The sequence below is a fragment of the Rhizobium sp. 268 genome (assembly GCF_036571585.1).
In the GTDB taxonomy this organism is placed as follows: Bacteria; Pseudomonadota; Alphaproteobacteria; order Rhizobiales; family Rhizobiaceae; genus Rhizobium; species Rhizobium redzepovicii.
In genome coordinates this window covers 13,820-37,976 of record NZ_JAPPSO010000004.1, presented here as the reverse complement: position 1 = coordinate 37,976, position 24,157 = coordinate 13,820, and the positions used below count along the sequence as shown (strand labels likewise).

The 24,157-nt window shown below is 61.4% G+C and carries 21 protein-coding genes; 11 read left to right on the top strand and 10 right to left on the bottom strand.

Annotated features, from left to right (window positions below; genetic code table 11):
* Nucleotides 1–5: 5 nt before the first annotated feature.
* The 4 genes from OS035_RS08885 to OS035_RS08870 all read right to left on the bottom strand — a co-directional run bounded on the left by OS035_RS08885 (nt 6) and on the right by OS035_RS08870 (nt 4,404).
* Nucleotides 6–1,523 carry a DEAD/DEAH box helicase gene (locus OS035_RS08885; protein ID WP_331813618.1) on the bottom strand — a complete coding sequence of 506 codons (1,518 nt, stop codon included), beginning with the start codon at nt 1,521–1,523 and terminating at the stop codon, nt 6–8.
* Nucleotides 1,524–1,680: 157 nt separating this feature from the next.
* Nucleotides 1,681–3,000, bottom strand: a complete 1,320-nt coding sequence (locus tag OS035_RS08880; RefSeq protein WP_097628622.1) for a peptidoglycan DD-metalloendopeptidase family protein — start codon at nt 2,998–3,000, stop codon at nt 1,681–1,683.
* A gap of 106 nt (nt 3,001–3,106) precedes the next feature.
* Nucleotides 3,107–3,934 carry a ferritin-like domain-containing protein gene (locus OS035_RS08875; RefSeq protein ID WP_097628623.1) on the bottom strand — a complete coding sequence of 276 codons (828 nt, stop codon included), beginning with the start codon at nt 3,932–3,934 and terminating at the stop codon, nt 3,107–3,109.
* The gene (locus OS035_RS08870) at nt 3,931–4,404 is read right to left on the bottom strand and encodes a peroxiredoxin (RefSeq protein WP_003586264.1); all 474 of its coding nucleotides are present in this window, start codon (nt 4,402–4,404) and stop codon (nt 3,931–3,933) included. Before OS035_RS08870 ends, OS035_RS08875 begins: the two co-directional genes overlap by 4 nt.
* A gap of 124 nt (nt 4,405–4,528) precedes the next feature.
* Between OS035_RS08870 and OS035_RS08865 the strand changes: the two genes are divergently transcribed.
* Nucleotides 4,529–7,930: a YhdP family protein gene (locus tag OS035_RS08865; protein WP_331813617.1), complete on the top strand. Its 3,402-nt coding sequence runs from the start codon at nt 4,529–4,531 to the stop codon at nt 7,928–7,930.
* Between the two features lie 13 nt (nt 7,931–7,943).
* Here OS035_RS08865 and OS035_RS08860 read toward each other — a convergent pair whose 3' ends face one another.
* Nucleotides 7,944–9,605 carry an alpha-amylase family protein gene (locus OS035_RS08860; RefSeq protein ID WP_097628625.1) on the bottom strand — a complete coding sequence of 554 codons (1,662 nt, stop codon included), beginning with the start codon at nt 9,603–9,605 and terminating at the stop codon, nt 7,944–7,946.
* Between the two features lie 201 nt (nt 9,606–9,806).
* Between OS035_RS08860 and OS035_RS08855 the strand changes: the two genes are divergently transcribed.
* Nucleotides 9,807–10,088, top strand: a complete 282-nt coding sequence (locus OS035_RS08855; protein ID WP_183856800.1) for a hypothetical protein — start codon at nt 9,807–9,809, stop codon at nt 10,086–10,088.
* 184 nt (nt 10,089–10,272) lie between these two features.
* Here OS035_RS08855 and tyrS read toward each other — a convergent pair whose 3' ends face one another.
* Nucleotides 10,273–11,529 (bottom strand): tyrosine--tRNA ligase, encoded by a 1,257-nt coding sequence (tyrS, locus tag OS035_RS08850; RefSeq protein WP_183781833.1) that lies wholly within the window; start codon nt 11,527–11,529, stop codon nt 10,273–10,275.
* A gap of 131 nt (nt 11,530–11,660) precedes the next feature.
* Here tyrS and OS035_RS08845 point away from each other — a divergent pair, with 131 nt between their 5' ends.
* The gene (locus OS035_RS08845) at nt 11,661–12,779 is read left to right on the top strand and encodes an anhydro-N-acetylmuramic acid kinase (protein WP_331813616.1); all 1,119 of its coding nucleotides are present in this window, start codon (nt 11,661–11,663) and stop codon (nt 12,777–12,779) included.
* A 65-nt stretch (nt 12,780–12,844) separates the two neighbouring features.
* Here OS035_RS08845 and OS035_RS08840 read toward each other — a convergent pair whose 3' ends face one another.
* Both OS035_RS08840 and OS035_RS08835 read right to left on the bottom strand, forming a co-directional pair.
* The gene (locus OS035_RS08840; protein ID WP_097628628.1) at nt 12,845–14,020 is read right to left on the bottom strand and encodes an acyltransferase family protein; all 1,176 of its coding nucleotides are present in this window, start codon (nt 14,018–14,020) and stop codon (nt 12,845–12,847) included.
* 140 nt (nt 14,021–14,160) lie between these two features.
* Entirely contained in the window at nt 14,161–14,838 is a 678-nt protein-coding gene (locus tag OS035_RS08835; protein ID WP_003568896.1) for an alpha/beta hydrolase, read from the bottom strand.
* Between the two features lie 216 nt (nt 14,839–15,054).
* Here OS035_RS08835 and OS035_RS08830 point away from each other — a divergent pair, with 216 nt between their 5' ends.
* From OS035_RS08830 to sufA, 8 genes are all read left to right on the top strand, one after another.
* On the top strand, nt 15,055–16,221 hold the full coding sequence (locus OS035_RS08830; RefSeq protein WP_331813615.1) for a cysteine desulfurase family protein: 1,167 nt from the start codon (nt 15,055–15,057) through the stop codon (nt 16,219–16,221).
* A 192-nt stretch (nt 16,222–16,413) separates the two neighbouring features.
* Nucleotides 16,414–17,883 (top strand): Fe-S cluster assembly protein SufB, encoded by a 1,470-nt coding sequence (gene sufB, locus OS035_RS08825; RefSeq protein WP_003568892.1) that lies wholly within the window; start codon nt 16,414–16,416, stop codon nt 17,881–17,883.
* A 1-nt stretch (nt 17,884) separates the two neighbouring features.
* Nucleotides 17,885–18,130: a hypothetical protein gene (locus OS035_RS08820; RefSeq protein ID WP_003586275.1), complete on the top strand. Its 246-nt coding sequence runs from the start codon at nt 17,885–17,887 to the stop codon at nt 18,128–18,130.
* A gap of 80 nt (nt 18,131–18,210) precedes the next feature.
* The gene (gene sufC / locus OS035_RS08815; protein WP_037073856.1) at nt 18,211–18,966 is read left to right on the top strand and encodes a Fe-S cluster assembly ATPase SufC; all 756 of its coding nucleotides are present in this window, start codon (nt 18,211–18,213) and stop codon (nt 18,964–18,966) included.
* 24 nt (nt 18,967–18,990) lie between these two features.
* Nucleotides 18,991–20,265 (top strand): Fe-S cluster assembly protein SufD, encoded by a 1,275-nt coding sequence (gene sufD / locus OS035_RS08810; RefSeq protein WP_331813614.1) that lies wholly within the window; start codon nt 18,991–18,993, stop codon nt 20,263–20,265.
* A 12-nt stretch (nt 20,266–20,277) separates the two neighbouring features.
* Nucleotides 20,278–21,519: a cysteine desulfurase gene (locus tag OS035_RS08805; RefSeq protein WP_331813613.1), complete on the top strand. Its 1,242-nt coding sequence runs from the start codon at nt 20,278–20,280 to the stop codon at nt 21,517–21,519.
* Nucleotides 21,520–21,531: 12 nt separating this feature from the next.
* Nucleotides 21,532–21,912 carry an SUF system Fe-S cluster assembly protein gene (locus OS035_RS08800; RefSeq protein ID WP_097628633.1) on the top strand — a complete coding sequence of 127 codons (381 nt, stop codon included), beginning with the start codon at nt 21,532–21,534 and terminating at the stop codon, nt 21,910–21,912.
* 93 nt (nt 21,913–22,005) lie between these two features.
* The gene (gene sufA / locus OS035_RS08795) at nt 22,006–22,398 is read left to right on the top strand and encodes a Fe-S cluster assembly scaffold SufA (protein WP_003586280.1); all 393 of its coding nucleotides are present in this window, start codon (nt 22,006–22,008) and stop codon (nt 22,396–22,398) included.
* A 70-nt stretch (nt 22,399–22,468) separates the two neighbouring features.
* Here the strand turns inward: sufA and OS035_RS08790 are convergent, their stop codons facing one another.
* Together OS035_RS08790 and OS035_RS08785 are read right to left on the bottom strand one after the other, a co-directional pair.
* On the bottom strand, nt 22,469–22,774 hold the full coding sequence (locus OS035_RS08790) for a flagellar basal body rod C-terminal domain-containing protein (protein WP_097628634.1): 306 nt from the start codon (nt 22,772–22,774) through the stop codon (nt 22,469–22,471).
* Nucleotides 22,775–22,913: 139 nt separating this feature from the next.
* Nucleotides 22,914–23,951, bottom strand: coding sequence for a glycoside hydrolase family 25 protein (locus OS035_RS08785; RefSeq protein ID WP_097628655.1), 1,038 nt, complete (start codon nt 23,949–23,951; stop codon nt 22,914–22,916).
* Nucleotides 23,952–24,157: the final 206 nt, after the last annotated feature.

Here is a 24,157-nt window from a genome sequence, read left to right as displayed (position 1 = left end):
GCCGTTCAGACCTTGGCGCTGCCGGCGATCAGCATGAAGGCGGGGATATCGTCGCCGAAGCCGACCGGGGTCGGGCCGTCATCATGGTCGCGATGGCGGCGGCGGTCGCGGCTGTCGTCGTTTGCCGGATAAGGCCGGCTGTTGCGCTCATTGTTTTGCGGCTTCTGCTCTGCTTTGCGCTCGTTCTTCACGATGTCGGCCTTTACTGGTGCTGCCTGGATCACTTGGACGTCATTATCCTGTATGTCGTTATCAGATTTATGACCTGCGGCGCTGCGATTGCCGCGTCCGCGACCACGATCCCTGTCGCCGCGTTCACCCTTTGCGCCACGTTCGCGGCTGTTGCGCCGCGGGCGCTCGCTGTCGGCGCTTTCTTCTGCCGGCGGCAGGGAATTCACATCGCCGCTCAGCCATTCCACTTTCTCGCCGATCAGCTTTTCGATCGCGTCGACGAATTTGCTGTCGCGCTTGGTGACGAGCGTGAAGGAGGCGCCTGAGCGGCCGGCACGGCCGGTGCGGCCGATGCGGTGGACGTAATCCTCGGAATGGATCGGCACGTCGAAATTGAAGACGTGGCTGACATCGGGAATGTCGAGGCCGCGGGCAGCGACGTCTGAGGCAACCAGCAGCTGCAGATTGCCGTCACGGAAGCTCTGCAGCGTCATCGTGCGGGAGCGCTGGTCCATGTCGCCATGTAGCGCGCCGACGGAGAAGCCGTGGCGTTCCAGCGACCGGAAGAGGTCGGCAACATCCTTCTTGCGGTTGCAGAAGATGATGGCGTTCTTGAGTTCCGTCTGGGCGCGGACGAGTTCGCGCAGAACCGCGCGCTTCTCGTAGTCCTTGCTGTGCGAGGCGACGAAGCGCTGCGTCACGGTCTTTGCGGCCGAGGCGGGCTTTGCGACTTCGATGCGTTCCGGATTCTGCAGGAACCGGTCGGCGAGCTTCTGGATCTCCGGCGGCATGGTTGCCGAGAAGAACAGCGTCTGGCGGGTGAACGGGATCATCTTGGCGATGCGCTCGATATCGGGGATGAAGCCCATGTCAAGCATGCGGTCGGCCTCGTCGATAACGAGGATCTCGACGCCGCTCATCAACAGCTTGCCGCGCTCGAAATGGTCGAGCAGGCGGCCGGGCGTGCAGATCAGCACATCGGCGCCGCGCTCGAGCTTGCGGTCCTGGTCCTCGAAGGAAACGCCGCCGATCAGAAGGGCGACGTTGAGACGGTGGTTCTTGCCGTATTTTTCGAAATTCTCGGCAACCTGGGCGGCGAGTTCGCGCGTCGGCTCGAGAATCAGCGTGCGGGGCATGCGGGCGCGGGCCCGGCCCTTTTCCAGAAGCGACAGCATCGGCAGAACGAAGGATGCCGTCTTGCCGGTGCCCGTCTGCGCGATGCCGCAAATATCGCGACGCTCGAGCGCAAACGGAATGGCTCCCGCCTGAATAGGCGTGGGTATCGTGTAGCCCGCGTCGGTAACAGCGGATAGCACTTTTTGGCTCAAGCCAAGGTCAGCGAATGTCGTCAAAGGGAAAACTGTTTCCGTTCCGGTTCGGCCGAGCTCTGAACGAGTCGGCGGGATTGCATGCCGCAATGCAGCGCGACATAGCCCCGAATGGCCGGCAAGTCAAGAAATAGAGAGGCCGCACCCCATACAGAGTGAAGCCATGGTTACCTGACGGCTGTTACTTGATATAGGTGGCGAGTTTAAGGCCCGCATTCATGAAATATACTGGATCGACCGCGTGCCCGTCCTGGCGCACTTCATAGTGCAGATGCGTTCCCGTCGAGCGGCCGGTGCTGCCGGCGAGGCCGATGACGTCACTGCGGCCGACCGTGTCGCCGACCTTGACCAGCACCTGGGACATATGGCCGTAGCGTGTCGAGATGCCGTTGCCGTGGTCGACCTCGACCATGTTGCCGTAACCGCCGGTCCAGCCGGCCGCGATGACCTTGCCCGGCGCCGACGGGCGGATCTTCTCACCCGGCGAAAAGCGGAAATCGATGCCGGAATGCAGCGCGAGGCGGCCGAGGAAAGGGTCGCGGCGATTGCCGAAGGGGCTGGTCACGTCCTTGCCGATGGCGGGATTGCGGAAGGGAAGGGATTCGGCGGTGCTGCGCACGGCCTCCAGCCGGGTCAGCGCGCCGTCGAGTGCTGCCAGTGAATTGTTGAAATCATCGTTGCTTTCAGGCTCGACATAGGGGCCGCCGACGGCATCGTCGCCCTGCCGCCCCGCAGACTCCTCAGGCACCGGAATTTTGAAGCGGGTCAGCACGTTGCCGATGGCATCGGCGGCGTTGCCGGCGTCGCTCGTCAGCTGTTCGACACGGTTGCGCTGGTCCTGTTCGACACCCTTCAGCGACAGCGTTACATTGGAGAAGATGCGGTCGGCGCGGTCGCCGACCGTTTCGGCGGAGGGCACATAGGCAAGCGTCAAATTGTCGGGCGTCGCATCGGCGGGCGCGCCGCTCGCCAGCTGTTTCTCAATCGCCTCGATGCCGCCGCCGGTCAGCGAAGCGCGCTTGTCCTTGATCTCAGGGGCAAAGGACTGAATCGGCGAAGACGGCTCGGGCAGGGCGCCGGACTTTTCCGTCAGGCCGGAGCTTTCGGCCCGGTCGAGCAGATTATCGAGCTTGCCGTGGCGCGACGTCAGCGCCATCTGCTGTTCCATCAACTTGTCGACCTTGTCCTCGACCACCTGCTGGTCGAGAAGCTGGCGGGAGGTGATGCGGTCGACCTGGGCGCGAAGAGCGGCGATGCGGTCCTCATAGTCATGCTGCATCCGGGCTTGCCGCGCCATGGTGGCGCCGATCAGGTCGTCGCGCAGCACGAGATAGGAGGTGGCCAGCAGATAGCCGATCGAGAAGACGCCGATGAAGCAGAAGGCGAGAGCGGCCATCCACGGCCGGACCGTCATGTGGCGGACCTTGTCGCCGCTTGCGAGGATCAGGATGTGCTCCTGCGCCCGCTTGCCGAATACCCGGTGCTGATGTCCGCTGTTCACGCAGGCTCTCCCGACTGATGCACTACGCCTCTTTCGGAAAATTAGACACGTTTATGGTTAACGAATGCTTTCTTTGTCGCTGTCCGTGTAGAAAATACCAGCGATTTCAGGCATGGCTGATCGATGCCAGCGAGCGGTAGAAGGACGGCGTCAGCCCGGCCTCGGCGCGCGCGAGATCGTTGAAGGGCGGTTTCAGCGGCCCGCGGAAATTGGCGCGCACCAGATCCCGAAAGGCCTTTGCCGGATCGCGCTTCTCCCGGGCGCAGAGGAAGCGGAACCATTTGGCGCCGACCGCGACATGACCTTTCTCGTCGTTGTAGATGACGTCGAGAACCGCGGCACTTTCGAGGTCGCCGGTCTGGCGCATTTTCGCCTGCAGCGACGGCGTGACGTCGAGGCCGCGGGCTTCGAGAATCAGCGGCACGACGGCGAGCCTTGCCGTCAGGTCGTTGCGCGTCGAATGGGCCGCCTGCCAGAGCCCGTCATGGGCGGGGAGATCGCCGTAATCGGCGCCGAGATCGTTGAGACGGGCGCGCACCAAGCGAAAATGCTTGGCCTCCTCGAAGGCAACCTGCATCCAGCCGTCGAAAAAGGAATTCGGCACCTGTTCGGTGGCGAATCGCGCAACGATATCTAGCGCCAGATCGACAGCATTGAGCTCGATATGGGCGATGGCATGGAGCAGAGCGATCCGGCCTTTCAGCGTATGCAGTGAGCGCTTTTCCACCTGGGTCGGCGGCGTCAGCAACGGCCGGTCGGGACGACCGGGCCTCTCCGGCATGGCCGCATCGAGCGGCGAGCGCAGCGACACCCGGCGGGCGAACCAGCGGGTGGCGCTTTCCTGCGCAAGCGCCGTCTTGCGGTCGAGATCAGCGGAGCAGATGGCATCGATGGCGCCGCCGCGCAGCGAGGTCATCGCGAGGTCGCCGGTCACGCAGCCAGATTCCGCACGGCCTCAAGCACGGTTTCGGCGTGGCCCTGCACCTTCACCTTCTGCCAGATCGTGGCGATCGTGCCGTCCTGGCGGATCAGGAAGGTGGTGCGCTCGACGCCCATGAAGTTACGGCCGTACATGCTCTTTTCCTTCCAGACACCGTAGGCCTGCAGCGTCGTCTTCTCCTCGTCCGAGGCGAGCGCTACCGAAAGACGGTGCTTCCTGACGAACTTGTCATGGCAGGCGGCCGAATCGGGCGACATGCCGATTACGGCTGCACCCGCGGCTTCGAACTCGCTTGCCAACGCGGTGAAGGCCAATGACTCGGCGGTGCAGCCTGTTGTATCGTCCTTGGGATAGAAGAACAGGACGAGCGGCCGACCCTGGAATTCGGCCAGCGAGATGCGGCCGCCGCCGTCGCGGGGAAGGTTGAAATCAGGAGCCGTGGCGCCGATGCCGGGAACCGCCATTGGGAAAACCTTTCTTTTGCCGGGTTTGTGGATGACACTTTCTCTCCCCGAATTATATAGTGGACGGAAACCCGTCCAGCATGCCGGGTTCAATTCTTCACTTAAAGGGAGAGCCCGAAGGCGCATGTCAGCCATCCGCGGCGAAAAGGTCACGTTTCGCAAGAAGGATATCGTTGCGCTGGACCGCTTGCCGTCCGCCCAGGCCGAGGATCCGATCATCGTCTCTTGCCCGCCGCCGCGTTCTCCTATGCGGCGCACGGCGAAGCTGACGGCCGGATTTCTGGGGGTGATTCTGCTTATCCTCGCCGGAATTGTCTTCACCGTCGAGAGCGGCATGTTCGACAAGCCGCTGTCGCAGCAGGCGCAGGCGGCGTTGAACGGCGTGGCCGGACCGCGCTACCGCGCCGAGGTCGGCTCCACCGTCATCCGTTTCACCTCGGATTTCCGGCTGGCGCTGGAAGCGCGCAACGTCAACATGATCGACGAGCAGAGCGGCCAGCACCTGTCGACGACGGGCTCGGTGCGGCTGGGGCTCGATCCGCTGCAGCTTTTCCGCGGCCGCATCGCCGTCACCGACATCGAAGCCGACGATATCGCGCTCGATACCGCTCTGTTGCCCTCCGGCAATCCTCTGACGCTCGACGATTTTCGCATTGACGCCATGCCGGCAGCGATGGAGAAGATCTTCTCGCAGTTCGACATGTTCGACAGTGTCGTCACGCGCGGCTCGACCAGCTCCGTGCGCATCTCCGGCATCGACATCAAGCTTGCCGACACCGCCAACGGCCCGCTGTCGCTGGTCGTCGACGATCTTGTCTTTGCCCATGCCGGCCCATCCTCACTGCAGTTGACCGGCGAAGTGGCGCTGAACGGCGAGGTGGCCGAGCTCGAGGTGCTGGCCGAAAAGGAAGCCGGCCACGTGTCGAAGGTGGTGGCGACGCTCAAGCATGCCGACCTCACGCCCTTTGCGCTGAAACGCAACGATCAGGGCGTGATCCGACAGGGGCTCAGTGCCTTTGCCGATTTGACGGTATCGGCCACCAGGGAACGCGATGGCGTGCAGCCGGCACTTGCGGCGACCGTCGACATCGATCCCGGCCAGATCTATGCCGACGGCGATCCGCAGGAACTGTCGGGCGGGCAGATCAACCTCGTTTATGATTTCGCCAAGCAGACGCTCGAAATCGCCCGGTCGAACGCCCGCTTCGGCGCGACCACGGTTCCGATCAACGGCGCGCTGATCGATCTCGACAAGCTCGACCCGCAGGCCGGCAAGGGCTTCGGCATCGATCTTCTGGTCAGCGGCGGCTCGGCAGCACCCGGCGGCTCCGGCGAGCAGCCGCTCTCCTTCGATATCCAGGCGACCGGGCGCTACCTGGTCGCCGGGCGGGAATTTCTATTTCCCAACATGACCGTCTCCAGTCCGCTCGGCGCGCTATACGGGGCACTGCACGTCAAGCTCGGGAGCAAATCGCCGGAGATCAGCTTTGCCGGCCAGTCGGCACAGCTGCAGACGACGGCGATCAAGCAGCTCTGGCCGTTCTGGATGGCGCCCAAGGTGCGCAACTGGGTGCACGGCAACCTCTTCGGCGGCAGCGTAGCCAACGCCTCCATCTCGGTCTTCATTCCCTTCGGCAGGCTGGACGAGGCAGCCGGCGGCAAGGGACTGAAGCTCGACGCCAACCAGATCCGCATCGGCTTCGACATCGCGGATGCGCGGATGAACATCGCCGGCGACATTCCGCCGGTTCGCGATATGGCGGCCCATTTCGACCTGACCGGTCCGGTTGCGACGATCGCGATCAAGAGCGGCACGTCGTTTTTCCCCTCCGGCCGGTCCGTCGGTCTCGGGCAGGGGACGTTCACCCTACCGGCCACGTACGACAAGCCGCTGATGGCCGATATCGATCTTGCGATCTCCGGGACAGCGGATGCCGTCGGCGAGCTTCTGACCTACAGGCCGATCCGGGTGCTGCAGCGCGCCGGCTTTGCGCCCGACGATCTCAAGGGGCGGATCGAGGCGAATGTGAAGGCGCATTTCGGCTTGCTCTCCTCGCAGAATCCGCCGCCGGCCGAATGGACGGCGGCGATGAAGCTCACCGATATCGATCTTGCCAAGCCGTTTTCCGGCCGCACGATCAGCAATCTCGACGGGACGCTGAACGGCAATCCGAAACAGATCACGCTGGATGCCAAGGCCCAGATCGACGGCGTCCCGGCCGATATCGATCTTGCCGAACCGGTCGAGGCCTCCGATGGCGCGAAGCGGACGCGGGTGATCACCGCGACGCTTTCCGAGGAGCAGCGCAACAAGCTGATACCCGGCCTTTCCGGCATCATCGGCGGCAGCGTCAAGATGGTGCTGACGCGGATCGACGACGACCGGCAGGATGTGCAGCTCGACCTGACCAAGTCGCAACTCGACCTGCCATGGATCGGCTGGTCGAAGGGCAGCGGTATTGCCGCGACGGCCGAATTCGAAACATCCGGCCCGGCCGACAATACCCAGATCAAGAATTTCCGGCTGAAAGGCGACGGTTTCGGCGCCAACGGTTCGATGAACATTGGCAAAGGCGGGCTGATCTCGGCCGATTTCGACAGCGTCAAACTCTCCTCGCTTGACGATTTTGCCCTGTCGGTGAAACGCAGCAAGGGCAATTTCGACGTCTCGGTCTCCGGCGACAGCGCCGATGCGCGGCCTGTCATCGCACGATTGAAATCGGGCTCGGGCGATGGCGATGATGACGGGGATGGCGGCGACACCGGCGTATCGGTGCGCGCCAGGCTGAAAAATGTCATCGGGTTCAACGACGAGAAGATCGGCAATTTCCAGGCGCAGGTGTCACTGCGCGGTGACAAGCTGCAGGCGCTGAACTTTTCGGCCGTGACCGACAGCGGCGAAGCCGTGGTCAGCCAGATGAAGGATGGCGGCGTCATCAACATCACCAGCGGCGATGCCGGCGCGGTGTCGCGTTTCGCCGATCTCTACCAGCACATGCAGGGCGGCCTGCTCAATCTGGCGATCCGGCTTTCGGCAGAGGGCGGCTGGGACGGCTCGCTCGACGTGCGCCGTTTCTCGATCGTCAACGAACAACGGCTGCGCTCGATCGTCTCGACGCCGGTTGGAAATGAGCAGCGCAGCCTCAACGAAGCCGTCAAGCGTGACATCGATACCTCTTCGCAACGCTTCCAGCGCGGCTTTGCCCGCGTCGTTTCGCGCAATGGCATGGTCGGCATCGAGAACGGCGTGCTGCGCGGCGACCAGATCGGCGCAACCTTCCAAGGCATTGTGCGCGATCGCAAGGGCAACATGGACATGACCGGCACCTTCATGCCGGCCTACGGCCTCAACCGGCTGTTTGCCGAATTGCCGCTGATCGGCGTCATCCTCGGCAACGGCAGCGATCGCGGCCTGATCGGCATCACCTTCAAACTCACCGGCAAATTCGACCAGCCGAACCTGCAGATCAATCCGCTGTCGATCATTGCGCCGGGTGTATTCCGGCAGATCTTCGAATTCCAATAGGCAGGGCCGAGACCTAAATCTCCTTGCGCCTGAGGAGATAGTCGAGGCCGCCGACGCGATACCAGCGGTAGCCGTAGGCATCGAGCCTGACGGTGTGAAAGCCTTTATCGTCTGCTTCACTGCTCGCGCCATCGGCAATGTCGATCAGCTGTCGTCCGTCTTCACCGACATCGGGATCGAAGGTTACTTCTGCCGGTTGCGCATGCAGATTGTGCAGGATCAACACGGAATTGCCGCGCCAGTCGTAGCGAAGCGCCAGCACGCCGTCGTCACCCGTGTCGACCACGGAGAAATCGCCCCATCCGATCTCCGGGGCTTCCTTGCGCATCCGGATCATCCGTTCGGTCCAGTTCAGCAGCGAATTGGGATCGCGCCGCTGTTCGGCGACGTTGACATGCTGGAACCCGTAGGGGCCGTCCTTGATAACCGGCGAGACAGGCTTTCCACTCTTGGTGAAACCGCCTTCCGGTTCCGTCGACCACTGCATCGGCGTGCGGGCACAATTGCGCTCCGGCAAGGCCAGATCGTCGCCCATGCCGATCTCGTCGCCGTAGCGGATGACAGGCGTTCCGGGCAGCGAAAACAGCAGGCTGTATGCCATCTCGATCCTGCGGCGGTCGCCGCCGAGCATCGGCGCCAGGCGACGACGAATGCCCCTGTCATAAAGCTGCATGTCCTTTTCGGGTCCGAAGGCGGCAAAGACCGCGCCGCGCTGCTTTTCCGACAGCCGACCGAGATCCAGTTCGTCGTGATTGCGCAGAAACAGACCCCATTGGGCGGTGGCCGGGCGCGGTTTCGTCGTCTCCATCGCCTTCTTCAGCGGCCGCGTATCGGCGCTGGCGAGAGCATAAAACAGCGCCTGATTGACCTGGAAATTGAACATCATCTGCATGCGGTCGCCGTCATCGCCGAAATATTCGAAATTGTCTTTCGGCAGGATGTTGGCCTCGGCGAGAATGATGGAATCGCCCAGTCGCCATTGCAGGAATTCGCGAAACTTCCTCAGCATGTCGAACTGCTCGACGGGCTTGGAAACGTCTGCGCCTTTCGTCTCGATTATGAAGGGGGCGGCATCCATCCGGAAGCCGGAGACGCCGAGCTGGATCCAGAAGCCCATGATCTTGAGGATCTCCGTCTGCACCTCGGGATTGGAGGTGTTGAGATCGGGCTGGTGGTCGTAGAAGCGGTGAAAATAATAGGCCCTGGCTTTTTCGTCATGGGTCCAGGTGGTCTTCTGGACGCCGGGGAAGACCATTCCCTGATCGGCATTCGCAGGTTTTTTGTCTGACCAGACGTACCAGTCGCGATAGCGTGAGTGCGGGTCGCTCCTGGCGTCTTGAAACCAGGGATGGTCCTTGGAGGTGTGATTGATCACCAGATCGATCAGCACGCGGATACCGCGCTGCTTGGCGCCATGGGTGAATTCGACGAAATCGCCGAGCGAACCATAGCGCGGGTCGACATTGTAATAGTCGGAAACATCATAGCCGTCGTCGCGGCCGGGCGACGTCTGGAATGGCATCAGCCAGATCGCCGTCACGCCAAGGCCGGAGAGATAGTCGAGGCGCCGCATCAGCCCCTGAAAATCACCGACGCCGTCACCGTTCGCATCCATGAAGGTCTCGACCGAGAGGCAGTAGATGACGGCGTTCTTATACCAGAGGTCGTTGATCATGCCGGAGCTCCAATCCAATCTGGTCGCAAATCCCGGCGGGCGGAAAAGGTTCCGATAAAGCGGTCTTTGTCGCACGGCTTATCCGTTGATTCCGACCTATACTGTCCAGTCGGGCAATGATGCTTTGCCTATTTTAGGTAATTCTGATGTAATGCAGCTTCCGGCTAGCAAATAATGGTCGGCGCGATGTCGGAGGATGCCATGCAGTGCGCTCGGACAGTCTCTTTCGTATCGGTCGCGGTGATCGCCGCCGCAGCTGGAGAGGTTTCGCATTCTGCAGAAAAGAGCGACAGGCTGAGGCCAACCGAGCTCATTCGTTCCGCCCATGTGCTGACGGTTCCTCTCGACGCGACGGTAACGCCGCCGACCTTCTCGATCAGCTGGTGGTCACGCGTGACGCGCGCGCCAGACGCCAATCCGCCTCCCTATGTCTTCCAGGAGGCTGAACGAATGGACGCGATTTCTCGGCCAGGCATTGAGTGAGGGTTACCCGCCTATACAGGAGTTGGACAAAGAAAGCCGGCGCGGACGCCGGCTTAAAGCATGTCTCGCAAAAGTGTGCAGCGGTTTTACGATAAAGACATGCGAAAAAACAAAGACATAAAGCGTGCAAGCGAATCTGAAAGATCGCGACACGCTTTAGATATCCATTCGAAACAGAATCCACTTAGGCGGCGCGGCGGATCAAAATGTGCTTCTTTTTACCGAGCGAGAGCTTGATGACGCCGTCGGCGGTGATTTCGTTGCTGCCGATCAGACGGCGTTCGTCGCTGATCGCCTCGTCGTTGATGCGCACCGCGCCGCCCTGGACGTGTCGGCGCGCTTCGCCGTTCGAGCCGGCAAGGCCAGCGCGGACCATCAGGGACAGCAGGCCGATGCCGCCGTCAAGTTCGGTCGCAGGGATATCGACCGACGGCAGGTTTTCCGACAGCCCGCCTTCTTCGAAGGTCTTGCGCGCCGTTTCCGCAGCCTGCTCGGCGGCCGGACGGCCGTGCAGGATGGCGGTAACTTCGGTCGCCAGGATCTTCTTGACCTCGTTCAGCTCCGAACCGCCGATCGCCGAAAGCCGTGCGATTTCATCCATCGGCAGCGTGGTGAAGAGCTTGAGGAAGCGCGGCACGTCGGCATCCTCGGTGTTGCGCCAATATTGCCAGAAGTCATAGACGGGGAGCAGGTCGGCATTCAGCCAGACCGCGCCGGATGCCGACTTGCCCATCTTGGCGCCTGATGACGTCGTCAGCAGCGGCGATGTCAGTGCGTAGAGCTGCTGTGTCCCCATGCGGTGACCGAGATCGATGCCGTTGACGATATTGCCCCACTGATCAGAACCGCCCATCTGCAGACGGCAGTCATAGCGCTTGGCAAGCTCGACGAAGTCGTAGGCCTGGAGGATCATGTAGTTGAATTCCAGGAAGGACAGCGACTGTTCGCGGTCAAGGCGCGTCTTCACGCTGTCGAAGGACAGCATGCGGTTGACGGAGAAATGACGGCCGACATCGCGCAGGAACTCGAGGTAGTTCAACGAGCGCAGCCATTCGGCATTGTTGATCATCAGCGCGGCATTGCCGGGTTTGTCGTAGTCGAGATAGTTCGAGAAGCAGTTCTTGATCGAGGCGATATTCTGCTCGATCGTTTCGATCGTCATCAGCTGGCGGGCTTCCTCCTTGAAGGAGGGGTCGCCGACCATGCCGGTGCCGCCGCCCATCAGAGAAATCGGGCGGTGGCCGGTTGCCTGCAGCCAGTGCAGCATCATGATCTGGGTGAGATGGCCGACATGGAGGCTGGATGCCGTCGGGTCGTAGCCGATATAGGCCGTCACGGTTTCCTTGGCGAACATATCGTCGAGGCCACGTTCATCGGAAACCTGATGAATGAAGCCGCGCTCTTTCAGCGTGCGGAGGAAATCGGACTTGAACTCGGACATGGCTTTCGTCTCTTGGTGTCTGCGCTTGACCCATATGGCTTCACGCAAGTTCGTTGTTGTTGATCTGTCGCGGCGCGTTTAGCACTGTTTTTATAAAAGTGCATCCGGGAATCGCATGGGAGGCAAGCCTCATGGATGTCATCAGAACCGCGATCGGCCTGATGAGCGGCACGTCGATGGATGGAATCGACGTGGCGCTGATCAGGACCGACGGCCGCGGCTTCATCGACCGCGGGCCGTTCCTGGGCGTGCCCTATGAGGCCGATTTCCGCGGGCAGCTGAAACGGGCGCTCGAACTGGCGCGACCGCTGACCGACAGGAACGGCCGCTCCGCTGAACTTCGCGACATCGAGCTTGAGTTGACCCAACGGCATGCAATTGCCGTTGCGGCATTCCTGGAGCGTTTCGAGCTTGCTGCCGATGCCGTCGATGTCCTCGGCTTCCATGGCCAGACCGTGCTTCACCGGCCCGACGAGGGGCTGACGGTCCAGATCGGCGACGGCCAAGAATTGGCGCGCCAAACCGGCATACCGGTGGTCTATGACATGCGTGCCAACGATATGGTTCATGGTGGCCAGGGCGCGCCGCTGGTGCCGGCCTATCATGCGGCACTGGCCGGAAAATTCCAGCAGGCCGGGCAGGCTGTCTGTTTCGTCAATATCGGCGGTATTTCCAACCTGACCTTCATCGGCACGGACGGGCGGATATCGGCCTTCGACAGCGGCCCGGGCAATACGCTGATCGACCAGTGGGTGGAGATGCAGACCGGCAAAACTTACGATCCCGGCGGCGAGATCGCCGGACGCGGCAAGGTCGTGGCCGCCCTGGCGGAGCGTTACCTTGATAACCCGTTCTTCCGCGGCAATGTCCGCCGCTCGCTCGATCGCGGCGATTTCGCGCCGCTTCGGGATGGCGAAGCGAGTCTCGAAGACGGCGCCCGGACGCTCGCGCATGTCGCTGCCGCCGCGATCGTCAAATCTGCCGGTTTCCTACCGGAGAGCCCGTCGATCTATATCGTCTGCGGCGGCGGGCGGCTAAACGCCACAGTGATGGCGGAGTTTTCGGCCATGGCCGAAGCACTGGGATCGCATGTGTTGACCGCCGAGCAGGCCGGCTTCGATGGCGACGCTATGGAGGCCGAGGCCTGGGGCTATCTCGCCGTCCGCTCGCTGGACGGGCTGCCGCTGACATTTCCTGGCACGACGGGCGTTACCGCCCCCGTCAGCGGCGGGATGCTCGCAAGGCCATGAGCGAGAGGGTGATGCTGAAGACGCGGCCCGGTTTCCTCAGTCCCGACCATGCGGCCGGCAAAGCCCTAACTCTTTACGGCGACTGGCCGGACATTGGATCCGCGCCCAGCCTGATTGCCATCCTCGACGCCCCTGACCTGGGCGATGAACGAGAATTTCTTGCGAAGGCCAAGGATCGGCTTCTCGATGAAATGCCAGGACAGGACCGCGACGGCGAGGGCCGAGGGCAGGCCGACGAGATAGAGCGCCAGTGCACCATATTTCGGATAGAGAAAGACCGTGGGGAAAGAGCTGATCCAGATCTGCAAGAACGGATCGTGGTAGAGATAGACCCCGTAGGAATAGTCGCCTTTCCTGAAGAAGGCGGGAATCGGAACTTCCGACAGGCCGATGAAGACTGTGATGTAAACCAGCGAGGTGATGACGATCGGCCGGTTGATCACCGACTCCACTGCCTGGCTGTCGAGGGTAACAATGGCGACGACGCAAACCAGGCAGGCGGCAGCAAATAGCCAGCGGGAATACGGAATGACGGCTTTGAACTGAAAGGCGACGATGCCCATCATGAATGCCGTTATCAGCTGCGAGCCCCGGCTCATGAACAGAAAGCGCGCGATCGGCTTGATCGAGCCCGGGAACAGATAGGGCATTTTCTGCACGATCAGGCCGAGGACGATATAGGCGGCCGTCACGGCGAGCAGCTTATAGCGGGTCTTCACGATGGCGGTGATCATCAGGAACGACATGATGATGTAGCAGAAGATTTCCCAGGGAACCGTCCAGAGCGCGCCGTTGACACGCTGGCTGGGATTGTCCTGGAAGACACCCGGCAGCTCGTAATGGATCCAGCCGACGATATTCAGGAAGTATTTGAAAAATCGCGGATCGGTAAAATAGTCGGCATGATAGACGACCGTGATGATCGGCCCGATGATCAGCGAACAAACGACGATATCGACGGCCAGTGCGGGGACGATTCGCAAGCCGCGATTGATCAGGAAGTTCCGCAGGCTCAGGCGTTGGGCACTGCCGGCGATCAGAAATCCGCTCAACGCGAAAAACATCGGAACAAGAGCATATTCGGTAAACCAGAGTACCGAGCCCCTGATGAAGGCATCATTCCTTGTCAGCAAAAAGGAATGGGTCAATACGATAGAAAAGGCGAGCCCAATTCGAAGAAAGTCGAACCCCGGACCGATACCCCTATACTTATCCAGGACTTCCCCGAACGACTTGGTCATTGCGGACCTCGCTTTAGTTAGGATCGCGAGGAACCTACCGCACTGCAATATAGATTGCAACACGGTAGGTGATCTGTTCCGGTACAATCGACCCAAGCGACCTGGATCGTGCCGAGCGGGATGGTTTCGGCGCTATGAGGTCAGCGGATCCGCTTGGCGGCCGGCTCTGGCACCAACTCGCCGTTCAGGCGGCGGTCGAGGTAGTCCTCGCATTCGCCCATCAGCGTTTCCACCTGGCCGTTGAAGAAGTGGTTGGCGTTGGAAACGGTGCGGTGGGTAATCAGAATGCCCTTCTGGGTCTTCAGCTTCTCCACAAGGCCATTGACGTCCTTTTCCGGCGCTACCTTGTCGGCCTCGCCGTTGATGATCAGGCCGGAGGAGGGGCAGGGCGCCAGGAAGGAAAAGTCGTAAGTGTTCGGCTGCGGGGCGATCGACATAAAGCCTTCGATCTCCGGCCGGCGCATCAAGAGCTGCATGCCGATCCAGGAACCGAAGGAATAACCGGCGACCCAACAGGTCTTCGAATCAGGGTGCAGGCTCTGGACCCAGTCGAGCGCCGAGGCAGCATCCGAGAGTTCGCCGGCGCCGTGGTCGAATTCGCCCTGGCTGCGGCCGATGCCCCGGAAATTGAAGCGCAACGTCGTGAACCCGCGCTTCTGGAACATGTAGAAGAGCTGGTAGACGATCTGATTATTCATCGTGCCGCCGAACTGCGGATGCGGATGCAGAATCAGGGCGATGGGCGCGCTTTTTTCCTTGGAGGGCTGGTAGCGGCCTTCAAGACGGCCGGCTGGGCCGTTGAAAATAACTTCGGGCATTGGTACTCCGGGTTTTATTTCGCGTTCGCGCTGCGTCGGACGACAACATGACTTGACTAGTGTTGTCAGCTTTTCTAAAACGCAGTTTAGAACAATTCGAAACTTGCATGGCGATCCACGCATCGTGAATGTGTCATAAGGCAAGCCCGGCGGAAATTTCAAGAAAAATGAGCCGTGGGTGCTGAAGCAAGCTTGTCAAGCGCAGGACTGAAGATCATGGCGCCGCCACGCCTTTATCTCGACTGGAATGCCACAGCGCCGCTGCACCCTGCAGCCCGCGAGGCGATCATGCGCGCCATCGACATTTTCGGCAATCCGAATTCCGTTCACGGCGAAGGCCGGGCCGCCCGCGCCGCAATCGAATGTGCACGGCGCAAAGTGGCGGCGCTGATCGGCACCGACGCTGGCAATGTGGTCTTTACCAGCGGCGCGACAGAGGCCGCCAATCTGGTGCTGACGCCGGATTTCCGCATGGGCCGCACGCCGCTTCAGCTTGGCCGCCTCTACTTCTCGGCAATCGAGCATCCGGCAGTGCGCGAAGGCGGCCGCTTTCCCAAAGAGAAGATGACCGAGATTCCGGTCACGTCAGCCGGTATCGTCGATCTCGAGGCGCTGGGCGCGCTGCTTGATGCGCATGACAAGGCCGCTGGTCTGCCGATTGTCGCCATCATGCTCGTCAACAACGAGACCGGCATCGTCCAGCCTGTGGAGGCGGCGGCAAAGATCGTCCACGCTCATGGCGGGCTGCTCGTCGTCGACGCCGTTCAGGCGGCCGGCCGTATCGGGCTCGACATCGGCAGGATCGGCGCCGATTTCATGATTGTCTCCTCGCACAAGATCGGCGGGCCGAAGGGCGCCGGCGCGCTGATTGCCCGCGGCGAGGCGCTGATGCCGCGGCCGTTGATCCAGGGTGGGGGCCAGGAGCGAGGTCATCGGTCGGGGACACAGAATTCACTGGCGCTGATAGGCTTCGGCGCGGCGGCGGAAGCCGCGGCCGACGAACTCGAGGCACGCAATGCGGCGATCGGCGCGCTGCGCGAGCGCCTGGAGGCCGGCATGCGTCAGGCAGCAACCGATGTGGTGATCCATGGCGAGGGCGGCGAACGTGTCGCCAATACGATCTTCTTTACCCTGCCGGGGCTGAAGGCCGAGACCGGGCAGATCGCCTTCGATCTCGAAGGCGTGGCGCTTTCGGCGGGCTCGGCCTGCTCATCCGGCCGGCTCGGCGAAAGCCATGTCCTGACGGCGATGGGGCGCGATGCCAAGCTCGGGGGCTTGCGCGTCTCGCTCGGCTTTTCGACGACGGAAGAGGATATCGACCGGGCGATTGCCACTTTTGCAAAGATCGCCTGCCGGCGCAGGTCGGCGGGCGAGGCGGCCTGACCGCGTCATAAACTTGCGGAAACGCAAATTTCTGCTTGCCAACCGGGCTGAAAAGTCCCTTTTGGCCTCTTACATCAAGGGCAGGAATTTGCCCGATATCAAGGGCAAGGAATTGCCCGACATCAGGGGCAAGAGTATTGCCCATGCGCTACAAGCTGCCGGACCTTGGATCCGGCGAGATTGGAGAATGAAATGGCTGCCGTGCAGGAAACGATCGACCAGGTCCGCCTGATCGATGTCGACCAGTACAAATACGGTTTCGAGACCGTCATCGAAATGGACAAGGCGCCGAAAGGCCTGTCCGAGGACATCATCCGCTTCATTTCGGCCAAGAAGCAGGAGCCGGAATGGATGCTGGAATGGCGCCTCGAGGCCTATCGCCGCTGGCTGACGCTGGAAGAGCCGACCTGGGCGCGCGTCGACTATCCGAAGATCGATTTCAACGACATCTATTATTACGCCGCGCCGAAGAGCACGCCGGGTCCGAAGTCGCTCGACGAGGTCGATCCGGAACTGTTGAAGGTCTATGAGAAGCTCGGCATCCCGCTGCGTGAGCAGGAGATCCTGGCCGGCGTCGAGAAGCCGAAGATCGCCGTCGACGCCGTTTTCGACAGCGTCTCGGTCGTGACCACCTTCAAGGCGGAGCTGAAGAAGGCCGGCGTGATCTTCATGTCGATCTCGGAAGCGATCCGCGAATATCCCGATCTCGTCCGGAAATATCTCGGCTCTGTCGTGCCGACTTCGGACAATTATTACGCGACGTTGAATTCGGCGGTCTTCACCGACGGCTCCTTCGTCTTCGTGCCGAAGGGCGTTCGCTGCCCGATGGAACTTTCCACCTACTTCCGCATCAACGAGAAGGGCACCGGCCAGTTCGAGCGCACGCTGATCATCGCGGAAGAGGGCGCCTACGTCTCCTATCTCGAAGGCTGCACGGCGCCGCAACGCGACGAAAACCAGCTGCATGCCGCGGTGGTCGAGCTCGTTGCGCTCGACGATGCCGAGATCAAATATTCCACCGTCCAGAACTGGTATCCGGGCGATAAGGAAGGCAAGGGCGGCATCTACAACTTCGTCACCAAGCGCGGCGACTGCCGCGGCGACCGGTCGAAGATCTCCTGGACGCAGGTCGAAACCGGCTCGGCGATCACCTGGAAATATCCGTCCTGCATCCTGCGCGGCGACGACAGCCGCGGCGAGTTCTATTCGATCGCCGTCTCTAACGGCCATCAGCAGATCGACAGCGGCACCAAGATGATCCATCTCGGCAAGAACACGTCGAGCCGCATCGTCTCCAAGGGCATCGCCGCCGGCGTTTCCAACAATACTTATCGCGGCCAGGTCTCGGCCCACCGCAAGGCTTCGAATGCGCGCAACTTCACCCAGTGCGACTCGCTGTTGATCGGTGACAAGTGCGGCGCCCATACCGTGCCCTACATCGAGGCGAAGAACTCGACGGCGCAGTTCGAGCACGAAGCGACGACCTCGAAGATATCCGAAGACCAGCTGTTCTACTGCCTGCAGCGCGGCATCCCCACCGAAGCGGCGATCGCGCTGATCGTCAACGGCTTCGTCAAGGAAGTGCTGCAGGAACTGCCGATGGAATTTGCCGTCGAGGCGCAGAAGCTGATCAGTATTTCGCTTGAGGGCTCAGTGGGCTGACATGAGCGAGGCGGACAAGAAGCGTATTCTTGAACGTCTGGAGAATATGCGCGGGGAGATATTGGCGAAAATTCGCCCCCGCGAGCAAAGAAACGAGACGGAAACGCCGCCGGAGCGGCCTTATGTGTTTCTCCGGCAGCGCATGGAAAAACCGGGAGAGATCATTCAGGGGATCCCGGAATTTCTCGAATGGGTTTGGCTCGTAACGGTCGCGGTTTTCCGCGTTTTCCGTTTTTTGGGGCGATAGCGCCGAGCACAACATGTCGATGTCCTTAGAAATTACGCGAGGCTCCGATGAGCTACGCAGAGAAAACGCAGGAACCAAAGATGCTTGAAATCAGAAACCTCCATGCTCGCATTGCCGAAGACGGCACCGAGATCATCCGTGGCCTGAACCTGACGGTAAAGGCCGGCGAAGTTGCCGCAATCATGGGGCCGAACGGCTCCGGCAAGTCGACGCTCTCCTATGTGCTGTCTGGCCGCAGCGATTATGAAGTCACCGAGGGCGACATTCTCTATAATGGCGAGAGCATTCTTGAGCTCGATCCGGCCGAACGCGCCGCCAAGGGCGTGTTCCTCGCCTTCCAGTATCCTGTGGAAATTCCGGGTGTCGCCACCATGCAGTTCCTGAAGGTGGCGATGAACGAGCAGCGCAAGGCGCGTGGCGAGGACGAACTGACGACGCCGGATTTCATGCGCCGGGTCAAGGATGCCGCCGGCAAACTGCAGATCAACACCGAGATGCTGAAGCGGCCGCTCAATGTCGGCTTCTCCGGCGGCGAGAAGAAGCGCGCCGAGATCCTGCAGATGGCGCTGCTGGAGCCGAAGCTCTGCGTGCTCGACGAAACCGATTCCGGCCTTGACATCGACGCGCTGAAGATCGTTGCCGACGGCGTCAATGCGTTGCGTTCGCCGGACCGCGCCGTCGTCGTCATCACCCACTACCAGCGCCTGCTCGACTATATCGTGCCGGATACCGTCCACGTGCTCTACAAGGGCCAGGTGATCAAGTCTGGCGACAAGACGCTGGCGCATGAGCTTGAGGCCAACGGCTATGCCGACATCATCGGCGCGGCGGCCTGATCTCGGGTGGAAAGGACGACGTCCATGAACATGCAGACGACGAGCCGCCTGACCGCGGCGGAAACTGCGCTGATCGAGGCCTTCAACCATCAGATCGGCGATCTGCCGGGCAATGGCGCGGTGACGGCGCTGCGCGACCGGCTTCTCGATGATCTGAAGAAGGCCGGCCTGCCGACGCGCCGCATCGAAGCCTGGCACTACACCGATCTGAAAAACCTGCTGCGCACCTTGCCGCCGCAGGTCGGTGACGCCGGCTCCGACGCGCTTGAGCTGCTTGTCGACGGCTCTACGGTGCTGGCGGTGATCCAGGGTCATGCCAACCAGAAGGCTGCCGCCGACGGTCTTGGCGTTTCGGCCTATAGCGAACATCTGCTCGACGGCTCCGCCGCGGACGGCCTCGATGCGCTCGGCAGCGACGACGCGGTCGGCCGCATCAACGGCAGCTTCGTGCGCGACGGTTATGTCATAGACGTGCCTGCCGATACCGAGCTTGACGCTCCACTCGAAATCCAGTTCGTCCATGCCGGCGGGCAGACACATACGCGTCTTCCTGTTGCCTTCGCCTCTGGCGTCAAAGCGACGGTGATCGAGCGTCATCTTGCGGTGACCGGCGATCCGGCACTCGTGTCCCACGTCAGCGACATCACTGTCGGCGAAGGTGTGGAGCTGACCTGGATCATCCTGCAACAGCACGGAGCCGAGGATACGCATCTCGGCCAGATCCGCATCGATCTCGGCGCCGACGCCAAGCTTCGCCTGTTCGTCATCAATGCCGGCGGCAAGCTGGTGCGCCAGGAGCTGCATATCAAGGTGACGGGCGAGGGCGCTGATCTGACATTGCGCGGCATCAACCTGCTCGGCGCTGACAGCCATACCGACGTGACGATGGTGCTCGGCCACGACGTGCCGCACACCGGCTCGACCGAAGTGATTCGCAACGTCGTCTTCGACCGCGCCAAGGGTGTTTTCCAGGGCATGATCCGGGTGGCACCCGATGCGCAAAAGACCGATGCCAAGATGGCCTGCAATACGCTGCTGATGTCCGACGATGCCGAATTCTCGGTCAAACCCGAGCTTGAAATCTTCGCCGACGATGTGCAGTGCGGCCATGGGGCGACGGTGACCGATATCGACGCCAATCATCTCTATTATATGATGGCGCGCGGCATTCCGGAGAACAAGGCGCGGGCTATGCTCGTCAACGCTTTCGTCGCCGAGATCGTCGAGGAACTGGAAGACGAGGCCCTGGTCGAGGCGCTGGAAGGCGTGATTTCGGCCTGGCTCGAAAAGCACGCCTGATCGGATATAGCAATGGACAAGATCTTGCCGGCCACGCCATACGATGTCGAAGCCATCCGCCGGGATTTTCCGATCCTGGCGGAGAAGGTGCACGGCAAGCCGCTGGTCTATCTCGACAACGGCGCCTCGGCGCAGAAGCCGCAGGTGGTGATCGACGCCATCTCGCATGCGTATTCGCATGAATATGCCAATGTGCATCGCGGATTGCACTATCTCTCCAATGCCGCGACCGATGCTTATGAGGCGGCGCGCGAGAAGGCACGCCGTTTTCTCAATGCGCCTTCGGTCAACGACATCGTCTTCACCAAGAATTCGACAGAGGCGATCAACACCGTCGCCTATGGCTGGGGCATGCCTGAGATCGGCGAAGGCGACGAGATCGTCCTGACGATCATGGAGCACCACTCCAACATCGTGCCCTGGCACTTCATCCGCGAGCGGCAGGGTGCCAAACTGGTCTGGGTGCCGGTGGACGATGAGGGCGCCTTTCATATCGAGGACTTTGAGAAGAGCCTGACGGAGCGCACCAAGCTCGTCGCCATCACCCATATGTCGAATGCGCTCGGCACGATCGTTCCCGTCAAAGAGGTCTGCCGCATTGCGCATGAGCGCGGCATTCCGGTCTTGATCGACGGCAGCCAGGGTGCGGTGCACCTGCCTGTGGATGTGCAGGACATCGATTGCGACTGGTATGTGATGACCGGCCACAAGCTCTACGGCCCATCTGGAATCGGCGTGCTCTACGGCAAGAAGGAGCGGCTTTCGCAGATGCGCCCGTTCCAGGGCGGCGGCGAGATGATTTTCGAAGTCGCCGAGGACGCGGTCACCTACAATGATCCGCCGCATCGCTTCGAGGCCGGCACGCCGCCGATCGTCCAGGCGATCGGGCTCGGTTATGCGCTCGACTATATGGAGAAGGTCGGCCGCGAGGCGATCGCCCGCCATGAGGCCGATCTTGCGGCTTACGCCGTCGAGCGGCTGAAGTCGGTCAATTCGCTGCGCGTCTTCGGAACGGCGCCCGACAAGGGCAGCATCTTTTCCTTCGAGCTTGCCGGCATCCATGCCCATGACGTCTCGATGGTGATCGACCGGCAGGGCATTGCGGTGCGGGCCGGCACGCATTGCGCCATGCCACTCTTGAAACGCTTCGGCGTCACCTCCACATGCCGTGCATCCTTCGGCATGTACAATACCCGCGCCGAGGTCGATGCCCTGGCCGATGCGCTTGAATATGCGCGCAAGTTCTTTGCTTGAGGAGTGTCCGTGATGAGCCTGGACGAAAGCGAACAGAAGATCGACGTGCGCGAAGGCATCGTGCATTCCAGCATTCCGACCGATGAGCTGGCGCGGCTCAGCGACGACGTCATCAGCGCGCTGAAAACCGTCTACGATCCGGAAATCCCGGCCGACATCTTCGAACTCGGTCTGATCTACAAGATCGATATCGAGGACGATAGGATGGTGAAGATCATGATGACCTTGACCGCACCTGGCTGCCCGGTTGCCGGCGAGATGCCCGGCTGGGTCGAAAATGCCGTCGGCGCCGTCGAAGGCGTGTCCGGCGTCGAGGTCGAGATGACCTTCGATCCGCCGTGGACGCCGGATCGCATGTCCGAAGAGGCGCAGGTCGCCGTCGGCTGGTACTGACATTCCGCGGTATTGATCCGTTTACCTCGGACGACTACATTTGAATCATGAAGCACCGGATCTTGACCCCGGTTGTGGAAGGAGAATGGGCCGATGGGCTTTGCAGTGATGAGCATGACGGATGGGGCCGCGGCCCGCGTCAAGGCGATCGTCGAGAATTCCGGCCCGGAGGCCAAGGGCGTTCGCGTCGGCATCAAGAAGGGCGGCTGCGCCGGGATGGAATATACCATCGACCTGGTGACCGAGCCGAATGCCAAGGACGATCTGATCGAGCGCGACGGCGCCAGGGTCTGGGTCGAACCATCGGCGGTGCTCTATCTGCTCGGCACCGAAATGGGCTTCGAGCAGACGACGCTGCGCTCCGGCTTCACCTTCACCAATCCGAACCAGACATCGGCTTGCGGCTGCGGCGAATCCGTCGAGCTGAAACCCGCCGATCTGGCAGCTCTTGCCGCACAGCGGCAGAGCGAGCCGGCGCATTCCTGACCCGGCGGGCTGTCTTTAAATTTTCCGGCCAGAGTTAAATTATCTGCGACGCAGCATCATACGGCAGCGCTCAGTCGCGCTTGATGCTCATCAGCATTTCCCACATGTCGGCACCGGTCTCGAAGACCACGGCGTTCGCCTTGTAACTCTGTTCGGCTTCGAGCAAGTCGGTCAGTTCGGTGGCTGGGTCGACATCCGACGCGGTCGGGCTGACGGTCGCCTGAACGCTGCCTGATACTACTGAAGTGATGCTGGTGTTCAGTCTGGCGTAACCTGATGTGCTGCTGTTTGCGACGTTGCTGGCGATCGCGCCGATCCGCGTCGTCTGCGCCCGCATGCCCGAAAGGGCGGTGCTCGTGATGCCCGATATGCTCATCAGCCGTTTCCCCAGAACTGGATGATCGTCTTTTATCCGCAAGGATTTAGGGAATGCTGAAGGCGTTGCCTTAGCAACGACCTACAGGATGTGCGTCCTGCCGTTCCGCTTGTTCCGGATTGGCACGGAACCAGCTTCGCTATCGCGACGCCACCCAGTCGTGCCAATCGCTTTCGTTGCCGTTGAAGACGTTGAGATCAATCTTGCCTTCGACGCCTTCGGAAAGGCCGGAGCCGGAATATTGCCAGAACAGCCACTTGCGGCCCGGATAGACCTTCGAGGGGTGGGCGGCAACCGAGCGCAGCCAGAAGGGATAGTCGAGCATCTGGCCCTTCAAATTGTCGCGGTAGAAATCCGGCGCGGTGTAGATGATCGGGCGCTGGCCGTAGTAGCGCTCCAGCTTGTCCATGAACACCTGCATCTTTTCCCGGACGCGGGCGGGGGAGATGCGCCGCTTGCAGCTCGACTCGCCGTTCCATTCGACATCGATGACGGGCGGAAGCGCGTTTGCTTCCCTCGGTACATTACGGATGAACCAATCGGCCTGTTCGCCGGCCGTCCGGCACCAGTAGAAGAAGTGATACGCGCCGTGTTTGAGGCCGGCTTCCTTGGCGCGGCGCCAGTTCTTCTTGAACATCGGATCAAGGTGATCGCCGCCGTCCGTCGCCTTGATGTAGACGAAGTTCGCGCCCTGCTTCCTCAATGTCTCCCAGTCGATTTCGCCCTGCCAGCGCGATACGTCGACGCCGTGCACGGCAAGCTTTCTCGGCGAGGTGGAACCAAAATTGATCGGCTTGGCGTCGCGGAATCGGTGGCCGTAGATCTGTCCGCGTGACGGCGATTTCCTGCCGGCATCGAGATCGGCATCCGGGTTGGCGGGCATCAGCATCGCCACCGGTCTTTCCGTCGGCATCGGCATGCCGACCGGCCTGTCGGCGGGCACGAGCGCCTCAGGTTCGGGAACCGGTCCGGTCCAGCTCAACGCTTCCTGCGGCGCGCTTGTTTGTGCCATGTCGCCGACGGCGGCGGCCGGTATCGGGCCGCTCGGCTTGGTGATTGCATTGGTTGTTTCCGCCGACGGGACAGGCGTGAGCACATCTTCGGCCCCGGAACTGGCGGCGCATCCGGACAGGACCAGGGCGGCAAGGAGGATTGCTGGCAAAGCCGATGGACGCATGAGAACCTGCACGCAAAACAAAAGGTAGACGGCAACATCCCCGCTGGAGAAAACCCGTCCATTTTCAATTGCTAACAGAGACTTGCTAAGAAAGGTTAAATTTGAACTCACTGCCTTGAAACGGGCATTGCCGAGTTCGGCCCTTGCCATACAGCGAAAGTCGACGCGCAGGCCGCCCCTCCCTACCCGCGGGAGGGGCTTGCCGA

Bases quoted from the DNA above. Each gene is read 5' to 3' on its own strand.
- OS035_RS08870 (WP_003586264.1), bottom strand. From the start codon at position 4,404: ATGGCGGTTCCCGGCATCGGCGCCACGGCTCCTGATTTCAACCTTCCC.
- OS035_RS08865 (WP_331813617.1), top strand. From the start codon at position 4,529: ATGTCAGCCATCCGCGGCGAAAAGGTCACGTTTCGCAAGAAGGATATC.
- OS035_RS08860 (WP_097628625.1), bottom strand. From the start codon at position 9,605: ATGATCAACGACCTCTGGTATAAGAACGCCGTCATCTACTGCCTCTCG.
- OS035_RS08855 (WP_183856800.1), top strand. From the start codon at position 9,807: ATGCAGTGCGCTCGGACAGTCTCTTTCGTATCGGTCGCGGTGATCGCC.
- tyrS (WP_183781833.1), bottom strand. From the start codon at position 11,529: ATGTCCGAGTTCAAGTCCGATTTCCTCCGCACGCTGAAAGAGCGCGGC.
- OS035_RS08845 (WP_331813616.1), top strand. From the start codon at position 11,661: ATGGATGTCATCAGAACCGCGATCGGCCTGATGAGCGGCACGTCGATG.
- OS035_RS08840 (WP_097628628.1), bottom strand. From the start codon at position 14,020: ATGACCAAGTCGTTCGGGGAAGTCCTGGATAAGTATAGGGGTATCGGT.
- OS035_RS08835 (WP_003568896.1), bottom strand. From the start codon at position 14,838: ATGCCCGAAGTTATTTTCAACGGCCCAGCCGGCCGTCTTGAAGGCCGC.
- OS035_RS08830 (WP_331813615.1), top strand. From the start codon at position 15,055: ATGGCGCCGCCACGCCTTTATCTCGACTGGAATGCCACAGCGCCGCTG.
- sufB (WP_003568892.1), top strand. From the start codon at position 16,414: ATGGCTGCCGTGCAGGAAACGATCGACCAGGTCCGCCTGATCGATGTC.
- OS035_RS08820 (WP_003586275.1), top strand. From the start codon at position 17,885: ATGAGCGAGGCGGACAAGAAGCGTATTCTTGAACGTCTGGAGAATATG.
- sufC (WP_037073856.1), top strand. From the start codon at position 18,211: ATGCTTGAAATCAGAAACCTCCATGCTCGCATTGCCGAAGACGGCACC.
- sufD (WP_331813614.1), top strand. From the start codon at position 18,991: ATGAACATGCAGACGACGAGCCGCCTGACCGCGGCGGAAACTGCGCTG.
- OS035_RS08805 (WP_331813613.1), top strand. From the start codon at position 20,278: ATGGACAAGATCTTGCCGGCCACGCCATACGATGTCGAAGCCATCCGC.
- OS035_RS08800 (WP_097628633.1), top strand. From the start codon at position 21,532: ATGAGCCTGGACGAAAGCGAACAGAAGATCGACGTGCGCGAAGGCATC.
- sufA (WP_003586280.1), top strand. From the start codon at position 22,006: ATGGGCTTTGCAGTGATGAGCATGACGGATGGGGCCGCGGCCCGCGTC.
- OS035_RS08790 (WP_097628634.1), bottom strand. From the start codon at position 22,774: ATGAGCATATCGGGCATCACGAGCACCGCCCTTTCGGGCATGCGGGCG.
- OS035_RS08785 (WP_097628655.1), bottom strand. From the start codon at position 23,951: ATGCGTCCATCGGCTTTGCCAGCAATCCTCCTTGCCGCCCTGGTCCTG.